The following is a 15,886-nucleotide window of genomic DNA, read 5'->3' on the forward strand; positions in this document are numbered from 1 at the left end:
CCGCGCCCGCACCCGCTGCACCTGTCCCCGCACCTGCCGCGCCGACACCCGCCCCGGCGCAGTGCCTCAGTCTCGGCCCGTTCACCAGCCGTGACACCGCCATCGCCGCCCAGAGCAAGGCGGGTGACCTGCTGCAGCGCTCGCGCCTGCGCGAAGTGCCCAACGCCGGGGCCAGCACCTACCGGGTGATGATGCCGCCCTCGGCCAGCCGTGAAGAGGCCCAGGCCCTGGTCAAGCGGATCGCCGCCGCCGGCATCAGCGACTACTACATCCTCGGCCAGGGCGAAGACGCCAACGCCATCGCGCTGGGCCAGTACCGCAATCGAGAAGGGGCCGAGCGGCGCATGGCCGCGCTCAGCGCCGCCGGTTTCAACGCCCGGCTGGTCGCCAGCGGCGGCGACGGCAGCGCCCAATGGTGGGTAGATGCGACATTGGCTGACGCAGTCAGCCCCAATGCCGCCCGTCAGCGCAGCGGGGCCGCACAACAGCGCTCGCTGGAATGCGCCCGCCTGCGTTAGAATCGCCCTCCGCGCCGGATTCGGCGCGCGTCATGCCTGTGCCGGCATAGCTCAGTTGGTAGAGCAACCGCCTTGTAAGCGGTAGGTCCCCAGTTCGAATCCGGGTGTCGGCACCACTTAGATCGTCTCAGCGTACCGATAAGACAACAGCGACTTCACCAGGAACGTCACCTGGGTCGCCGAGCGCGCATCCACCCGCATCACCGGCAACCGATGCCCGGCGTCGAACAGCGCATTACGGAACTCGGGAATCTGCAACGCCGGGTACTCATCCGAACGGGTCACCCCCACCGCCAGACTCGCCTCCGGTGCAATGCGTGAAAACTCCTGCAGCAGCTCCACCGTGGATTCCACGGCTTCAGGATGACCGGCGCTGACCAGCACGATCACGCCCAGTGCGCCTTCGCACACCATCGGCCACATGAAATCCAGGTAGCGCTGGCCCGGCACGCCGTAAACATGCAGCAGTTCGCCGTCGTCCAGTTCAATCGAGCTGTAATCCAGCGCGACGGTGGTTTCCACCTTGTCGCCGACGGTATCGCCGCTGAGCGGCATTTCCGTGCTGACCGGCTCGATATCGGAAATCGCGCGCACCGCAGTCGTCTTGCCGGCACCCATGCTGCCGACGAATACCAGCTTGTTGGCGGGCAGGCTCATCACTGACCCCCTTGGAACAGGTTCAGGCCGAAACGGCGGGCGACCCACGAGAAGAAACGGGAGTCGCTGGCGTCTTTACGGCGGGTGGGGCTGGGCACGGCGGCATCCTGGTTCAGAGCGAGGCCACTGGCAACAGCAGCACAGAAGATCGATTCCACCGTGTTACGCGGCAGATGGCAAGCCGCAGCCAGCGCGGCGGGTTGCCACGGGCGGGCATGCAGGCTGGCAATCGCCAGCAGCCAGCCCGCAGGCACGTCGTCGGCATGGAGGTCGGGCCAGTGCCGCAATTTCAGCGTCGCCGGCGTATCCAGCGCCGGCAGCAGCTCCGGACGATAGCGCGCGAGCGCGAAATACAGCGCCTCGAAGGAGTGCCGCTGCGGCAGGCGGTAGGTGTACTGGTGCTGGAAAGTGGCCGCGTCAACGACTTCCGACGACCACGTAGTGTCATCCAGCTGCGCGATCAGCTCGGCCAGCGACAGCGAGGCGGGCAGGGCGATGCTGCGCGTGGTGGTATCGACTGCTGCGCTGATCCCACCCCGCTGCAGCAGGTGCAGATCCGCACTGGCCGGCATCTGCGCCAGGCGCAGCAGTTTGGGCACGCCCGGCGAGGGGCGCTCTGCGGCCGCGGCCGGCGCATTGAGCAGCAGGCTCGACAGCTGTTCGTTGATGTCGCGCACGGTGGCACCGTGCGGCAGGCGGCCGGAAGCGGCGTCGGCGTAGCGACGCGCGATCGACAGCATCGGCACGTTGGACGCATTCGCTTCGCTCAGCATGCGGCCGGCGTCGGCATGGTCCAGGCCGATCACCAGCAGATCGGCATCGCCGGTCCAGGGAATCAACTGCACATCCATGCGCTCGGCCAACAGCATCGAACAGGCCAGCTTCAAGCGGGTCTGATGCAGCACATCCAGACCGGCGGCGGCCACGCGGAAACTACGAAGGGGGGTATTCATCGGGACAGGTCGCGCGGCCCGCGCGCAGCACCCGCAAGCGGGTGCCACACGCGTGGGGCCTCAGGCGATCAGCTGAAGTCCAGGGTCTTTTCCATGGCCTTCAGTTCGTGGCGCGACATCGCCAGGTTGGCCTTGCTGCGGTCCATGATCACGTACAGGAACAGCATCGGGTTGCTTTCCAGCGGACGGATCAGGTGGTACTGGGTGTCCAGGGTGATCAGGATGTCTTCGATCGAATCGGACAGACCCAGCGAGGTGGCGACGCGACGCTTGGCGCGCACAACTTCGGTGTTGCCGGCCGCAGCCAGTTCCAGGTTGATGTTGCCGCCGCCGGCCATGGCCAGGGCCATGCCGCTGTCACCGTCAACGAGGGCCGCGCCAACGAAACCGGCGAGGGAGTTCAACTTTTCAAGCGAATGATTCGGCATACGACAAATCCTTTTTGCTCAGACACAGGGGGCAGCAGACAGACGTCTGCCGGTAGGACACAACAAAACGGGAGAGGTCAGCCTGCGCGCGGCGGCAGCAGGGCGTGCAGGCGTCCGGCGCATTCGCGCGCATGGAACAGCAGCACCGCCATGTTGACGTCGTGGCTGGCAACAGCGGTGAGGGTCAGCGGCTTGTCGGCGCTGATGCGGATCAGCACCACGTTGCCCAGCTTGGTGCAGATGGTGGCGTAGTCGGCTTCGCTCAGCGCCAGCTCGCGCGAAACCGTTTCGCCCAAGGTGAGGAAGGAATTGGCCATCGCGGCGAGACGACGACCGTCCACGCCCAGCGCCGAATCTTCGGCGACGGCGCGACCGTCGGCGGTCGACAGCATCAGCAGGGTCAGGCCGGACTCGCGTTCGCGGGCCTGGCGGAAGGCGTCTTCAATAGCGGCGGCGTCATACAGCTGCCGCGCCGGCTGGCTTTCACCACTGGCGTTGCGAACGATCTGATGAATGTTACTGCGCTGCACGTACTGCCCCCTAGAACGACGAACGACAGACCAACCCGTTGCGGGTTAGTCAATCAGCACTGCGAAGAAGTGCGAAATGTATCACGCAGGTGACGTCATCTTGGCTAATGAAAGGTAAATCACACTTCCTCTCACTCAAGTGTCAAACCGTTGACACACAAGGCTTTCACGCTGCGTCGCGGTTCGCCGAAGCGCGTTGGATGTGGCTATTTCATCACCATCCGCAGGCGTCCGGTGCTGCATCGCCGCGAGTGTGAAAAGCATCACATCACTAGACTGAGGGACTAATTTCACGTGTTCGGAGTCAGCATGAGCAAGCGTCTTCCCCCGGTGTCCCTGATTGGCGTGCCCACCGACGTGGGGGCCGGCCATCGTGGCGCGGGGCTGGGGCCAGAGGCACTGCGTATTGCCGGACTGGCCCAGGCGCTGGAAGCGCGCGGCGTGAGCGTGCGCGACTGCGGCAACCTGGATGGTCCGCGTAATCCGTGGACCGCACCGGAGCAGGGCTACCGTCATCTGGACGAGGTGGTGGCCTGGAACCGCGCGCTGATGGACGCCATCTATGCCGAACTGCAGGACGGCCGCGTGCCGATCATGTTGGGCGGGGACCACTGCCTGGGCATCGGCTCGATCACCGCCGTGGCGCGCTGGTGCCGCGAACAGGGCCGCAACCTGCGCGTGCTGTGGCTGGACGCACATTCGGATTTCAACACCAGCGACGTCACCCCGTCCGGCAATGTGCACGGCATGCCGGTGGCCTGCCTGTGCGGGCTGGGGCCCGAGGCGCTCACCCATCTGGGCGGCAGCGCACCGGCGATCTCGCCGCAGCAGGTGCACCAGATCGGCATCCGCTCGGTGGATCCGGATGAGAAGCGGCTGATCAAGCAGCACAAGGTCGATGTGTACGACATGCGCTACATCGATGAGGTGGGCATGAAGCGCACGGTGGAATCGGCGTTGGCCGGCATGGATGCCAACACGCATCTGCATGTGAGCTTCGATGTCGATTTCCTCGACCCGAGCATCGCCCCGGGTGTGGGCACCACCGTGATGGGTGGGGTGAACTACCGCGAAGCCCAGCTGGTGATGGAGATGATCGCCGACACCGGGCAGATGGGCTCGCTGGACATCGTTGAACTCAACCCGCTGCTGGACACCCGCAACATCACCGCGGAAGTGGCCGTGGACCTGGTCGAAAGCCTGTTCGGCAAGTCCACCCTGATGCGCGACTGAGCGTATTCAAGGCGTTTCCCTGCGGCCGGCTGAACAACGCCGGTCGCGTGTTCACATTGATTGCACGCGCCAACGGCGAGATTGCACCCACGCGGCGGCGCTGCCGGAAACGGCGGCGAGGTCACCGCGATCAGGAAGGCGGGCCCGTGCCCGTCTTACAGGTGGGACCCGATTTGCGGTGCCGTTTTTGAACCTTGAGGAGAAGCCCATGAAGCGTGTAATTGCACTGATGCTGTTGTCGATGTTCTCGGTTGCCATGCTGTCCGGCTGCAACACCGTTGCCGGTGCGGGCAAGGACGTGCAGAAGGCCGGCGAAAAGGTTGAAGACGCCGCCAAGGGCAATTGATGACTCTGCTGGCCGCGGCCAGCACGCATCGGGAAAAAGCCGGGGAAACCCGGCTTTTTTCATGTGCGCTGCACACCGCTGTCTGCACGTTCAACGACGTGAGCATCGCTTTCATTCACGCTTGACCGTCGGCCAACACGCGATTGCGCACTCTGCACCTGCGGCGACATTGCCGTTCCAACAGGATGCCAACCCATGAACAAAGACATCATTTCCGGCAAGTGGACGCAGCTGAAGGGCAAGGCACAGGCCAAGTGGGGCGACCTGACCGACGACGACTTCAAGGTGGCGGAGGGCAATGCCGAATACCTGGCTGGCCGTCTGCAGGAACGTTACGGCTGGGCCAAAGACCGCGCTGAAACCGAAGTCCGTGACTTCGAAAAAGCCATGCGCAAGGAATACCCGGATTACCATTGATCGGGTGCCGGTCTGATCCGGCAACGTGAAGTGAAGAAGAGGCGGGCCGCGATGCGGCCCGTTCTTCTGTGTGTCCGATCAACGCCAGCGGTACGGCGGCGGGTCCGGCACGAACTGGCCCGGAAACGCCTGCGGCTCGCCGGCCACCGGACGCGGCCGGGTGATGATGCCGCGCGCGATCAGGTTGCGCTCGCTGTCATAGCGCACCGACACCTGCTGAACAGGTATGCGGCTGGCGCGACGGAAGTCCGTGCTTCCCGAATACGACGATTCGCGCGCCCCATGCCCGGTGCCCAGCGAACCCGTTACCTCGACTGACGACAGTGAGCGGTCGGACGACTCCGCGGCCGGTGCCTGCGCGCGCTGCCGCGCCATCGGCGGGGCCGGTGCCACCGGTGGTCGGAACTGCGGCGCTTCATTGAACACCGCCATGCCGATCACGCCGATGTTGTCCGGGCGGCCGGTGCGGCTGGCGTAGCTGCGGCCCGGGTCGGTGAACACGAATTGCGCCACTTCCTGCCGGGACTTGCGCCAGCCGGTGATGTCCGCGCTTTGCCACGGTTCCAGCACGTAGCCGGTCTGGTCCGGAGAGGCCACCTCGCCGTTGATCACGTTCAGTCCGTCCACCGACAGCACCACCAGCACGCGCCCGGGGCTGCGGTTGTAAAGCCGCAGGCTGTACGGGTGGCCGTTCTGGCCGGCCACCCAGCGCTGGCCGCGGTGGCTGTACCAGGGCAGCGCGCTGCCCTGGTCGCGGTCGACGATGCTCAGCTCCACCGGGTCGGTCCGGCCCGGGTCCGGCGGATAGGGCTTGAAGCCGGTCAGGGCCAGCACGGCAAGCAGGGGCAGGATCAGGCGTTTCATGGCAGCGCATCCGCTGGGAAGGTAGTGGGTTGAACGTGCCACCCGGGCCAACGGGGTTGCGCCGGGGCAGGTAAACTGGGGGCGTTTACCTGTCCGACATGATTCCCCCCATGACCACCCGCGTTCTTACCGGCATCACCCCCTCCGGCACGCCCCACCTGGGCAACTATGTCGGTGCCATCCGACCGGCCATTGCCGCCAGCCAGGCCTCGGAGATCGAGAGCTTCTTCTTCCTGGCCGACCTGCACAGCCTGATCAAGGCGCAGGAGCCCGAGCGCACCCAGCGTTCCACCCTGGAGATTGCCGCCAGCTGGCTGGCCTGTGGCCTGGACCCGGACAAGGTGTGGTTCTACCGCCAGAGCGACATCCCGGAAACGACCGAGCTGATGTGGTTCCTGACCGTGGTTGCCAGCAAGGGCATCCTCAACCGCGCCCATGCCTACAAGGCGGCGGTGGACAAGAACCGCGAAGAGCAGCTGGACGAAGACGCCGGCATCAGCGCCGGGCTGTTCATGTACCCGGTGCTGATGGCCGCCGACATCCTGATCTTCAAGGCCAACCGCGTGCCGGTCGGCCGCGACCAGATCCAGCACATCGAAATGGCGCGCGACTTCGCCCAGCGCTTCAACCACGTGTACGGCCAGGAGTACTTCCCGCTGCCGGACGTGGTGATCGACGAGCAGGTTGCCACCCTGGCTGGCCTGGACGGCCGCAAGATGAGCAAGAGCTACCACAACACCATTCCGCTGTTCGCCCCGCGCGCAGAGCTGAAGAAGCTGGTGTTCTCGATCCTCACCGATTCGCGCGCCCCGGGCGAACCGAAGAGCACCGAAGGCTCGGCGCTGTTCCAGATGTACCAGGCCTTCGCCACGCCGGAGCAGACCGCCGCGTTCGCCCAGGCCTTCGCCGACGGCATCAGCTGGGGCGATGCCAAGCAGCAGCTGTTCGAGCGCATCGACCAGGAACTGACCCCGCTGCGCGAGCGCTACGACGCGCTGATGGCCGAGCCGGAGAAGATCGAAGCGCTGCTGCGTCGCCGCGGCCAGCAGCTGCGCGAGCAGTACGCCATTCCGCTGCTGAAGGAACTGCGCCACGCGGTGGGCCTGCGTGACCTGTCCACCGCACGCGAAGCGATCGCCGACGACGCCCAGGAACTGCGCGCCGCCCCGCCGCTGTTCAAGCAGTACCGCGAGAAGGACGGCCGCTTCTACTTCAAGCTGCAGGCCAGCGATGGCACCCTGCTGATCCAGAGCGAAGGCTTCGATTCGCCGCGCGATGCCGGCCAGCTGATCGCCGTGCTCAAGCAGGCCGAGCAGGGCGACCAGCTGCAGAGCGAGCTGTTCAAGCTTGAAGCCGAAGTCGACCAGATCCTCGCCGCCCTGGCCGTCCTGCGCGACGCCTGACCCCGTAGAGCCGGGCTTGCCCGGCTGCTCCTCATGGCATGATGCCGTCATCCCCAACAGGATGACCGCAATGCCCTGGCTGTCTCTGTTGCTGTTCCTGCCCTGGTTCACCCTGCTGGGTGCCCTGTTCTGGTGGTTCCCACGCGAACCCCGCACCACCGCCCGCCGGGCCTTCGACTCCCTCACCCTGCTGCTGGCCTTCGCCCTCAGCGCCATCGCCATGCTCTGGGGCCACCATATCGGCGTGGTCCAGGGCGACGCCGGCCCGATCTGGCGGCAGGTGCTCGCCGTACTGTATGCCTACGGTGCCTTCCTGGCGGTCCTGGTGCTGGCGATACTGCTGCGTGGCAGCTGGCTGGCGCGACGTGCGACCAAAGCCGAATCGAAGGCACCCCACGGTTTGGCGTAAATTGAGGGCAATCGCCCCACGGGCGATGCCCCACCGATTCATTGCCAGGGAGGCACAGATGCCTATCGACCCCAGCATTCATACCATCGACACCGCGTTCCAGCGCGATGACTTCGGTGCCGCCTATCTGATCACCGAGGCCGGCCGCGCCGCTTTCATCGACTGCGGCACCGGGCTGTCCGTGCCCGCCATGCACGCCGCCCTCACACGGGTGGGCTTCACCCCCGAGCAGGTCGACTGGCTGATCGTCACCCACGTTCACCTGGACCATGCCGGTGGCGCGGGCCTGCTGATGCAGCAGCTGCCCAATGCGCAGCTGGTGGTGCATCCGCGCGGCGCGCCGCACATGATCGACCCGGCACGCTTGATTGCCGGGGCGACCGAGGTCTACGGAGCGGAAGAGATCGCCCGCAGCTATGGCCCGATCCTGCCGGTACCGGCCGAGCGCGTGGTGATTGCCGAAGACGGCTACCACGTGGACCTGGCCGGGCGTCCGTTGCTGTGCATCGACACACCCGGGCACGCCCGTCACCATCTGTGCGTGTGGGACGAGCGCAGCCGCAGCGCCTTCACCGGTGACACCTTCGGGCTGTCCTATCGCGAACTGGACAGTGACCGGGGCGCGTTTGTGGTGCCCACCTCGTCGCCGGTGCAGTTCGACCCGGAGCCGCTGAAGCATTCCATCGGTCGTCTGTTGGCACTGCAGCCGCAGTCGGTTTACCTCACCCATTTCGGCCGGGTCGGCGATATTCCCAAGCTTGGTGCGGACCTGATCGAGCAGATTGATGCGATGGTGGAGATCGGTCGCCAGTGCGACGGGCGTGCGGATCGGCATCGGTGCCTGGTGGCGGCATTGACCGAGTTGTATGTGGAGCGTGCGATGGCGCATGGGTGCCGCTTGGATGAGGCGGCGGTGGTGCGGGTGCTGGCGATGGATATCGAGCTCAACGCGCAGGGGTTGGCGTGTTGGTTGGATCGTGATCGGCGTTGAAGAGCAGCCGGGCAAGCCCGGCTCTACGTCATGGGGTGTCCATTCACGGGCGCGTGGCGACGCGTTCGTCGTACCGGCGCGTTGAGATCGCTGGGGCGCGGCTCTACGTCATGGTGGGTCATGCGATTGTCACGTTACACTCTGGCATTCCGTTTTTTCCTGGTGTACTGCCGTGAATCCGATGCGCATCCTGCTGCTGTCGTCCTGCCTGTTTGCAGGAGGCCTGGCCTACGCGGCCAATGATCTTCCCGGCGGTGGCATCGATCCGCAGGCGCTGTCGCGCCATGTACGCGTGCTGGCCTCGGACGAGTTCGAAGGCCGCGCCCCGGCCAGCCCCGGCGAAGAGCGCACCGTGCAGTACCTGATCGAGCAGTTCAAGGCGTCGGGCCTGCAGCCCGGCGGCGTGGACGGCAGCTGGGTGCAGCCGGTGCCGATGGTGCGTGCCCAGGTGGATGGCCCCGTCACTGCGACGCTGCGCCAGAAGGGCAAGACCCAGACGCTGGCCAATGGCGTTGACGTCACCCTGCAGAGCCTGCGCCCGCAGGCCGAGGTGAACATCAAGGACGCCCCGCTGGTGTTCGTCGGCTACGGCATCGACGCGCCGGAACGGCAGTGGAACGACTACAAGGACGTCGATCTGCACGGCAAGATCGCCGTGGTGCTGATCAACGATGCCGACTTCGAAGCGGAAGCGCCCGGCGCGTTCGACGGCAAGGCGGTCACCTACTACGGCCGCTGGACCTACAAGTTTGAAGAGGCCGCCCGCCGTGGCGCGCAGGGCGTGCTGATCGTGCATGAAACCGCCCCGGCCGCATATGGCTGGGCCACGGTGAAGAGCTCGGGCACTTCGCCGCTATTCGACATTGAACGTACCCAGGAACAGGCACTGGCCCAGCACGTGCCGGTGCGCGGCTGGATGCAGCGTGCGCTCGCCGAACAGCTGTTCCGCAACGCCGGCCTGGATTTCGAGGCCGAAAAGCGCAAGGCCATGACGCCGGGCTTCCAGCCGGTGGCGCTGGGCGATGCGGCGCTGTCGGCGCAGTTCAAGCTCAAGCGTGAGCAGGTCATCACCCGCAACGTGGTGGCCAAGCTGCCCGGCGGAGCGCATGCCGATGAGGCGGTGATCTTCTCCGCGCACTGGGATGCCTTCGGCATCGGCCAGCCCGACGCCAAGGGTGACCGCATCCGCCGCGGTGCCATCGACAACGCCACGGGCGTGGCCACCGTGCTCGAGCTGGGCCGCGTGTTCGCCGCCGGCCCGCAGCCGCAACGCACGCTGTACTTCGTCGCCCTCACCGCCGAGGAAAAGGGCCTGCTCGGCGCGAACTACTACGCCGCCCATCCGCTGGCCCCGCTGGACAAGACCGCGGCGGTGCTGAACATCGAGATGTTCAGCCCGGACGGCGCTACCCGTGACATCGCGTCGTGGGGCAAGGGCCGCGTGTCGCTCGAGGGCGACCTGGAGCGTGTCGCCAAGGCGCGCGGGCGCAGCTACTCGCCGGACCCGAACCTGGAAGCCGGCTTCTTCTACCGCGCTGACCACTTCGCGTTCGCCCGCCTGGGCGTGCCGGCGATCACCATCGGCCCGGGCCTGGACAAGCTGGACGGCGGCGTCGAAGCCGGCCGCGCGCTGCGCGACAAGTACTTCGCCGACTGCTACCACCAGGCCTGCGACGCCTGGACCCCGAGCTGGGACCCGGCCGGCCACGCCGCCGATACCCTGCTGGTGTACGACCTTGGCATGGAACTGGCCAACAGCCGCCGTTGGCCGCACTGGGAAGAAGGTTCGGAGTTCCGCGCCATCCGCGAAAAGAGCGAAGCGGCCCGCCGGTAGTGCCGGCCGCTGGCCGGCAACCCCATGAACGCTGGGTACAAAAAAACGCCGGGGCATCAGCCCCGGCGTTTTGCTTTTACGTGGTTGCCGGCCAGCGGCCGGCACCACCTATTTCCGCGTCCCATCCAACCAGTTCGGGCCCTTGTTCTTCAGGAAGAACACATACACGAACAGCGACACCGCAATGATCGCGGTGACATAGATGGCGAACTCACCCACATGGCCGGTCTTCAGCGCGCCCTGGTACAGCAGCGGCGCGGTACCACCGAACAGCGAGTTGGCCAGCGCATAGCCCAGGCCCACGCCCAGTGCACGCACGTGGGTCGGGAACAGCTCCGCCTTCACCACCGCGTTGATCGAGGTGTAGCCGGTCAGGATCACAAAGCCCAGGGCCAGGGTCAGGAACGCCCACACCGGGTCATGCTGGTTCGGCAGTTCGGTGATCAGGTACCAGCTGTACAGCACGCCGCCGACGCCGAAGAACACCAGCAGGCTCTTGCGGCCGATGATGTCCGACAGCCAGCCGCCGACCGGCTGCAGCAGCATCAGGAAGGTCAGCACGCCCAGGTTGATCAGCGTGCCGGTCATCACGTCGTTGCCGGCAAAGGCGCTCTGGATCATCTTCGGGCCGTTCACCGAGTAGGTGTAGAAGGCCACGGTGCCGCCGGCGGTGATCAGGAAGCACAGCAGCAGCGGACGCCACTGGTTCACGAACAGCTCGCGCATGGAGCCGGAGGCCTTGGCCTTGCCTTCGCGCGCGGCCTCGATGTCGTCATGGCCCAGCGATTCGTCCATGGTCCGGCGCAGCCAGAACACCACGATCGCGGCCAGACCGCCGATGCCGAAGGCGACACGCCAGCCCCAGGCCGAGATTTCCGGCTTGGCCCAGAAGATCAGCATGGTCAGCAGGGTCAGCTGTGCCAGCACGTGGCCACCGACCAGGGTGACGTAATGGAACGAGGACAGGAAGCCGCGACGGCCCGGAATCGCCGCTTCCGACATGTAGGTGGCCGAGGCCCCGTACTCGCCACCGGTGGCGAAGCCCTGCAGCAGGCGCGCGAACAGCAGGATCAATGCCGCCCAGCCACCAATCGTGGCCGCCGTGGGGGTGAGTGCGATCAGGAACGAACAGGCGGCCATCATCGTCACCGACACGGTCAGCGCCAGGCGGCGGCCGTAACGGTCGGCAAAGCGGCCGAAGTACCACGCGCCGATCGGGCGCATCAGGAAGGTGGCGGCGAAGATCGCCCACACATAGATGGTGGAGTTCTTGTCTTCGGCCGAGAAGAACTGCGATTCGAAGTAGACCGCGAACACCGAGTACACGTAGACGTCGTACCACTCGACCAGGTTGCCGGCCGAGCCTTTCAGGGTGTTGGAGATCGAGCGTTTGAGCGCCGCCTTGTCATCAAGGGGCGTCGAAAGGGAGGGGGAGTGGCTCATGCGGAAAATCGTTCCTCGCGGTGAAGCGGTGGATCTGGAAAGCGTCGGGCCCAGGATAGGCACCTGCTTTTACCTTACCCCACGTGCATGACCGGTGGACATTGCACCATGTGACTAGTCCAGCTGCGACAGCGGCCCTAGAATCGCCCTTCCCCCCGCCTGCTGGTCGTGCAATGGCCGTCCCAACCCCCGTTCCCGCCTCCGCGCCGCGTACCGGCATGGTGGTTTTGGCGTTGCTGCTGGTCTATGTGGTGTGGGGCTCCACCTACCTGGGCATCCGGCTGGCCCTGGAAGGCGGCGCACTGCCGCTGACCACCGTGTCCGGAGCCCGTTTCATCGTTGCCGGCAGCCTGATGTACGCGGTGCTGCGCTGGCGCGGCATGGCCGCCCCGACCGGCCGGCAGTGGCGCAACCTGGTGTTCATGGGCCTGACCATGCTGGTGCTGGGCAACGGCATGGTGGTGCTGGCCGAGCGCACCGTGTCCTCGGGTCTGGCGGCCACCGCCGTGGCCTCAGTGCCGCTATGGATGGCGCTGTTCGGCGCAATCCGGGGCGAACACGCCACCAAGGGCGAATGGCTGGGCATCGCCATCGGCTTCCTCGGCGTCGTCTGGCTGAATGCGGGCAGCAGCCTCACCGCCTCCCCGCAGGGGCTGATCCTGCTGCTGATCGCCCCGATCGGCTGGGCGTTCGGCTCGGTCAGCGCCCGCCGCCTGGACCTGCCGGCCCCGTTCATGACCGCCGCCGGGCAGATGATCTGCGGTGGCGTCATGCTGGTCGCGCTGGGCCTGGCGACCGGCGAACGCCCCACCAGCTGGCCCAGCATGAATGGGCTGCTGGCCGTGGCCTACCTATGCATGTTCGGCTCTATCGTCGCCTTCACCGCCTACGTGTGGCTGCTGCACAACGTGCGCCCGGCGCTGGCCGGCAGCTACGCCTACGTGAACCCGGTCATCGCCGTGCTGCTGGGGGCCTGGATCGGCCATGAGCGGTTCGGCGCGCACGACCTGCTGGCCATGGGCGTCATCCTGGCCGGCGTGGTGGTGCTGACCCTCGCCCGGACCCGCGCCAAGTGAGCGCGGTGGACGCGCAGGCGCTGCAGGAGCAGCGCCGGGGCCTGGCGATCACCGCCTTCGCCTTCACCCTGTGGGGTCTGGTGCCGGTGTACTGGCACCTGCTCAAGGCGGTGCCCTCGCAGCAGATCATTGCCCACCGCATCATCTGGACCACCGTGCTGGTGGTCGCCTGGCTGCTGCTCATCAGCGGCCGCCGCTGGTGGAAGACCATTGCCGCGCAGCCGCGCGCGCTGCCCACGCTGGCGCTGAGCAGCCTGGCCATCGCCTTCAACTGGGGCCTGTACATCTGGGCTATCAACGCCGGCCACGTCATCGAAACCAGCCTGGGCTACTTCATCAACCCACTGGTCAGCGTGCTGCTGGGGGTGCTGGTGCTGAAGGAGCGGTTACGCGGCCTGCAATGGCTGGCCGTGGCGTGCGCCGCGGTCGGCGTGGCCTGGCTCACCGTGGATGCCGGCCGACCGCCGTGGATCGCGCTCGGCCTGGCCTGCTCGTTCGGCCTGTACGGCCTGCTGCGTAAGCTGATCTCGGTGGACCCGGTGGCCGGCCTCGGCATCGAAAGCCTGTACCTGTTCCTGCCCGCGATCGGCTTTGCGATCTGGAGCGAAGGCGCGCACGGCGGGGCCTTCTTCAGCGGTTGGGGCTGGAAGAATGACCTGCTGCTGATCCTCGGCGGCGCGGTCAGCGCCCTGCCGCTGATCGGCTTCGCCTATGGCGTGAAGCGCATCCCGCTGTCGCTGGTCGGCATCCTGCAGTACATCGCCCCCACCATCGGCCTGCTGCTGGGCGTGTTCTTCTTCCGCGAGCCCTTCGACACCGGCAAGGCCCTGGGCTTCGCCGCGATCTGGGCCGGCCTGTTGCTCTTCATCGGCGACAGCCTGTGGCGGACGCGGAAGGCAACGACGCGCTGAGTCACCACCGTCCCACGGAACGCTACCCGCACCTCCGCGTAGAGCCACGCCATGCGTGGCTGAAACCATCACCGTCCCGTACCCCTGACGCGATCCAACCACCGCCCGATCGAACCGGCCCTCCGCCGGCACGAATTTCATGCGGGATCTGACAGGTACATCCGCAATCGATTCTGTTTGAAATCGACCTTGCCTCCATAGCTGGCGGCTGACGCAGCGAGACGCTCAAATGCTGCCTGTGGAGCCGCACCTGGCTCGAATCCGCACCGGACCGCGTTCCCTCTCCAATATCAGCGATACCACTTCGGCGATAGACCGATAAGCGGTCAACTGTAGTTGGAGAGACAACTGGCACGGGTCGCCCGTCAACTGTACGGCCACATCTCGCGGCGGCACACCAGGAGCGCCGCAACGCGGATGCCTGCAGGCAGAAAAAACTGATCAAGCGACACCTGTCTCGACGCCCAGCATGCCGCAGCGTAGAGCACCGCAACCAGTAAACCTTCCGGGAGTTCCAGCAGACGCGATTGAAGTCCCTTGGCCCACTTGCTGTCCGACATCCCAACGCTCCTTAGGTGGGCAGTTGTCGTAATCCGTCCGCGACGCCTGCCTGTTGCGAGGGCGCGAAAATAGCGAGTGCGTTGTGGCCTCGCAATGGGGATTTCGCAATTTCAGACAAAGTTCAAGCGGGCGGCTGAACTGAAGCGGTGCGTAGAGCCGGGCTTGCCCGGCTAACGTGGATGCCCGGCCGTTCGTAGCGGGGCAAGCCCCGCTCTACGGGGTTGGCGTAATGGGCACGTTTTGCGGTAGCGCCAGTCATGCGTGGGCCGGCCAACGCATGACTGGTGTTACCGGGAGACCGCGTGATTTGCCTTGGTGCGGCGGCCTGCTCACATTTCGCTGCGTTCCGATGTTCGCCGGTGCCGTCGCCTGCTCCACTTCAACAGCCCGCATGTGCGGGAGTTCAAGGAGCGGATGATGATGAGACACCTGTTGTGGCTGTCACTGGGACTGGCTGCAGTGCCCGCCCAAGCGAACGAACGCCCGGAAGACCCGATCGCATGGAGCTGTTTCTATTGCAATGAAGAAGAACGCCAGGCCAAGGCCATCAGCATGGGTGAGGGCATGCACCTCATCTACACCGGGTTCAACTATGACCTTCTCTATGCCTACAACGTGCAGCGCGACGGCAGCGAGTTGGCCGTGGAGCGGTGGTATCCCGCATCCTGGGTCAGCAGGCAGTTCAACGCGATGATCCTTCACTACCATCCTAGCAGCGGCAAATTCTACGACGAATGGGGGACGTTCCAGCTGATACCGCCCGGTTGGCCAAGTCCCCAGAGCGATACGATGATATGGGGTCATCATGTTTCCGCCTTGCATCCGCTGCATGCCGAGGCGCGGGCGACGGTGAAGCGCGTCCTCAACAGTGGAGCAAGGTACGCCCACCTCAGGGCGGACCCCTATGGCCGAGTGATCCGCTTCGACTTTCAGCTGGATGGCTCGGTGCCCTACACCGTGCAGCTGAAAACCGGTAGAACTGGGCTTGGGGAGATGGAGTTCTACTTCGACCACGATACTCGCAGTTGGGAATATCTTAGGTCAGGGGACTTCCATACTTACATGCAAGAGTCACCGGAAGACTTTCTGGCCGCCGATGGTGGGCCAAAATCCTTCTCCTACACCTCGTTCTTTGAAGGCCAGCCGTACTTCATGCAGCGGGCCAAATGGGCGGGGGTGAAGATGCACGGCGAACCCATCCCGTGGCGACGCATGCGCTTCGACTGCAGCCGCATGGACGGCGAGATCAACTGCTTCGTGATCCACCTGTAACACAACACCCTGCAGCGCCCCGCCGGGCGCTGCAGGTCCC

Annotated in this window: 18 protein-coding genes and 1 tRNA gene; 12 read left to right on the forward strand and 7 right to left on the reverse strand. The window is 65.7% G+C overall.

Features of this window, described 5'->3' with window-relative positions:
- On the forward strand, positions 1-518 hold a 518-nt coding region (locus RT551_RS13870; RefSeq protein ID WP_313459693.1), incomplete at its 5' end, for an SPOR domain-containing protein.
- A 40-nt stretch (positions 519-558) separates the two neighbouring features.
- A tRNA-Thr gene (locus RT551_RS13875) sits at positions 559-634 on the forward strand.
- Position 635: 1 nt separating this feature from the next.
- On the opposite strand, the gene RT551_RS13880 is transcribed toward RT551_RS13875, so the two are convergent.
- From RT551_RS13880 to RT551_RS13895, 4 genes are all read right to left on the reverse strand, one after another.
- Complete coding sequence (locus RT551_RS13880) at positions 636-1,175, reverse strand: GTPase (RefSeq protein ID WP_313459696.1); 540 nt, start codon at positions 1,173-1,175, stop codon at positions 636-638.
- A complete protein-coding gene (locus RT551_RS13885) occupies positions 1,175-2,128 on the reverse strand; it encodes a hypothetical protein (protein WP_313459699.1) in 954 nt (317 codons plus the stop codon). The genes RT551_RS13880 and RT551_RS13885 overlap by 1 nt, the downstream gene beginning before the upstream one ends.
- 68 nt (positions 2,129-2,196) lie before the next feature.
- Entirely contained in the window at positions 2,197-2,556 is a 360-nt protein-coding gene (locus tag RT551_RS13890; RefSeq protein ID WP_125359704.1) for a roadblock/LC7 domain-containing protein, read from the reverse strand.
- 77 nt (positions 2,557-2,633) lie between these two features.
- On the reverse strand, positions 2,634-3,086 hold the full coding sequence (locus RT551_RS13895; RefSeq protein ID WP_125359703.1) for a roadblock/LC7 domain-containing protein: 453 nt from the start codon (positions 3,084-3,086) through the stop codon (positions 2,634-2,636).
- Between the two features lie 309 nt (positions 3,087-3,395).
- Here RT551_RS13895 and rocF point away from each other — a divergent pair, with 309 nt between their 5' ends.
- The 3 genes from rocF (at position 3,396) to RT551_RS13910 (ending at position 5,082) form a co-directional block, all read left to right on the forward strand.
- Positions 3,396-4,319 carry an arginase gene (gene rocF, locus RT551_RS13900; RefSeq protein ID WP_313459701.1) on the forward strand — a complete coding sequence of 308 codons (924 nt, stop codon included), beginning with the start codon at positions 3,396-3,398 and terminating at the stop codon, positions 4,317-4,319.
- A 208-nt stretch (positions 4,320-4,527) separates the two neighbouring features.
- A complete protein-coding gene (locus RT551_RS13905; RefSeq protein WP_282294989.1) occupies positions 4,528-4,665 on the forward strand; it encodes an entericidin A/B family lipoprotein in 138 nt (45 codons plus the stop codon).
- Positions 4,666-4,860: 195 nt separating this feature from the next.
- Positions 4,861-5,082 carry a CsbD family protein gene (locus tag RT551_RS13910; protein WP_260341728.1) on the forward strand — a complete coding sequence of 74 codons (222 nt, stop codon included), beginning with the start codon at positions 4,861-4,863 and terminating at the stop codon, positions 5,080-5,082.
- A gap of 78 nt (positions 5,083-5,160) precedes the next feature.
- On the opposite strand, the gene RT551_RS13915 is transcribed toward RT551_RS13910, so the two are convergent.
- Positions 5,161-5,946: a hypothetical protein gene (locus tag RT551_RS13915; RefSeq protein ID WP_313459707.1), complete on the reverse strand. Its 786-nt coding sequence runs from the start codon at positions 5,944-5,946 to the stop codon at positions 5,161-5,163.
- Between the two features lie 110 nt (positions 5,947-6,056).
- Here RT551_RS13915 and RT551_RS13920 point away from each other — a divergent pair, with 110 nt between their 5' ends.
- The 4 genes from RT551_RS13920 to RT551_RS13935 all read left to right on the forward strand — a co-directional run bounded on the left by RT551_RS13920 (position 6,057) and on the right by RT551_RS13935 (position 10,583).
- Positions 6,057-7,349 (forward strand): tryptophan--tRNA ligase, encoded by a 1,293-nt coding sequence (locus tag RT551_RS13920; RefSeq protein WP_313459710.1) that lies wholly within the window; start codon positions 6,057-6,059, stop codon positions 7,347-7,349.
- Between the two features lie 70 nt (positions 7,350-7,419).
- Positions 7,420-7,758, forward strand: a complete 339-nt coding sequence (locus RT551_RS13925) for a hypothetical protein (RefSeq protein WP_313459713.1) — start codon at positions 7,420-7,422, stop codon at positions 7,756-7,758.
- 58 nt (positions 7,759-7,816) lie between these two features.
- On the forward strand, positions 7,817-8,749 hold the full coding sequence (locus tag RT551_RS13930; protein WP_313459716.1) for an MBL fold metallo-hydrolase: 933 nt from the start codon (positions 7,817-7,819) through the stop codon (positions 8,747-8,749).
- A 181-nt stretch (positions 8,750-8,930) separates the two neighbouring features.
- A complete protein-coding gene (locus tag RT551_RS13935; RefSeq protein ID WP_313459772.1) occupies positions 8,931-10,583 on the forward strand; it encodes a M28 family metallopeptidase in 1,653 nt (550 codons plus the stop codon).
- A gap of 108 nt (positions 10,584-10,691) precedes the next feature.
- Here RT551_RS13935 and RT551_RS13940 read toward each other — a convergent pair whose 3' ends face one another.
- The gene (locus RT551_RS13940; protein WP_313459719.1) at positions 10,692-12,026 is read right to left on the reverse strand and encodes an MFS transporter; all 1,335 of its coding nucleotides are present in this window, start codon (positions 12,024-12,026) and stop codon (positions 10,692-10,694) included.
- A gap of 173 nt (positions 12,027-12,199) precedes the next feature.
- Here RT551_RS13940 and yedA point away from each other — a divergent pair, with 173 nt between their 5' ends.
- Both yedA and rarD read left to right on the forward strand, forming a co-directional pair.
- Entirely contained in the window at positions 12,200-13,102 is a 903-nt protein-coding gene (gene yedA, locus RT551_RS13945; protein ID WP_313459721.1) for a drug/metabolite exporter YedA, read from the forward strand.
- Positions 13,099-14,013: an EamA family transporter RarD gene (gene rarD, locus RT551_RS13950; RefSeq protein ID WP_313459724.1), complete on the forward strand. Its 915-nt coding sequence runs from the start codon at positions 13,099-13,101 to the stop codon at positions 14,011-14,013. Before yedA ends, rarD begins: the two co-directional genes overlap by 4 nt.
- A gap of 365 nt (positions 14,014-14,378) precedes the next feature.
- On the opposite strand, the gene RT551_RS13955 is transcribed toward rarD, so the two are convergent.
- A complete protein-coding gene (locus tag RT551_RS13955; RefSeq protein ID WP_313459727.1) occupies positions 14,379-14,573 on the reverse strand; it encodes a hypothetical protein in 195 nt (64 codons plus the stop codon).
- Between the two features lie 421 nt (positions 14,574-14,994).
- Here RT551_RS13955 and RT551_RS13960 point away from each other — a divergent pair, with 421 nt between their 5' ends.
- Positions 14,995-15,846, forward strand: a complete 852-nt coding sequence (locus RT551_RS13960) for a hypothetical protein (protein WP_313459729.1) — start codon at positions 14,995-14,997, stop codon at positions 15,844-15,846.
- Positions 15,847-15,886: the final 40 nt, after the last annotated feature.

Origin of the sequence: Stenotrophomonas sp. (genome assembly GCF_032103445.1) — a bacterium.
Lineage (GTDB): Bacteria > Pseudomonadota > Gammaproteobacteria > Xanthomonadales > Xanthomonadaceae > Stenotrophomonas.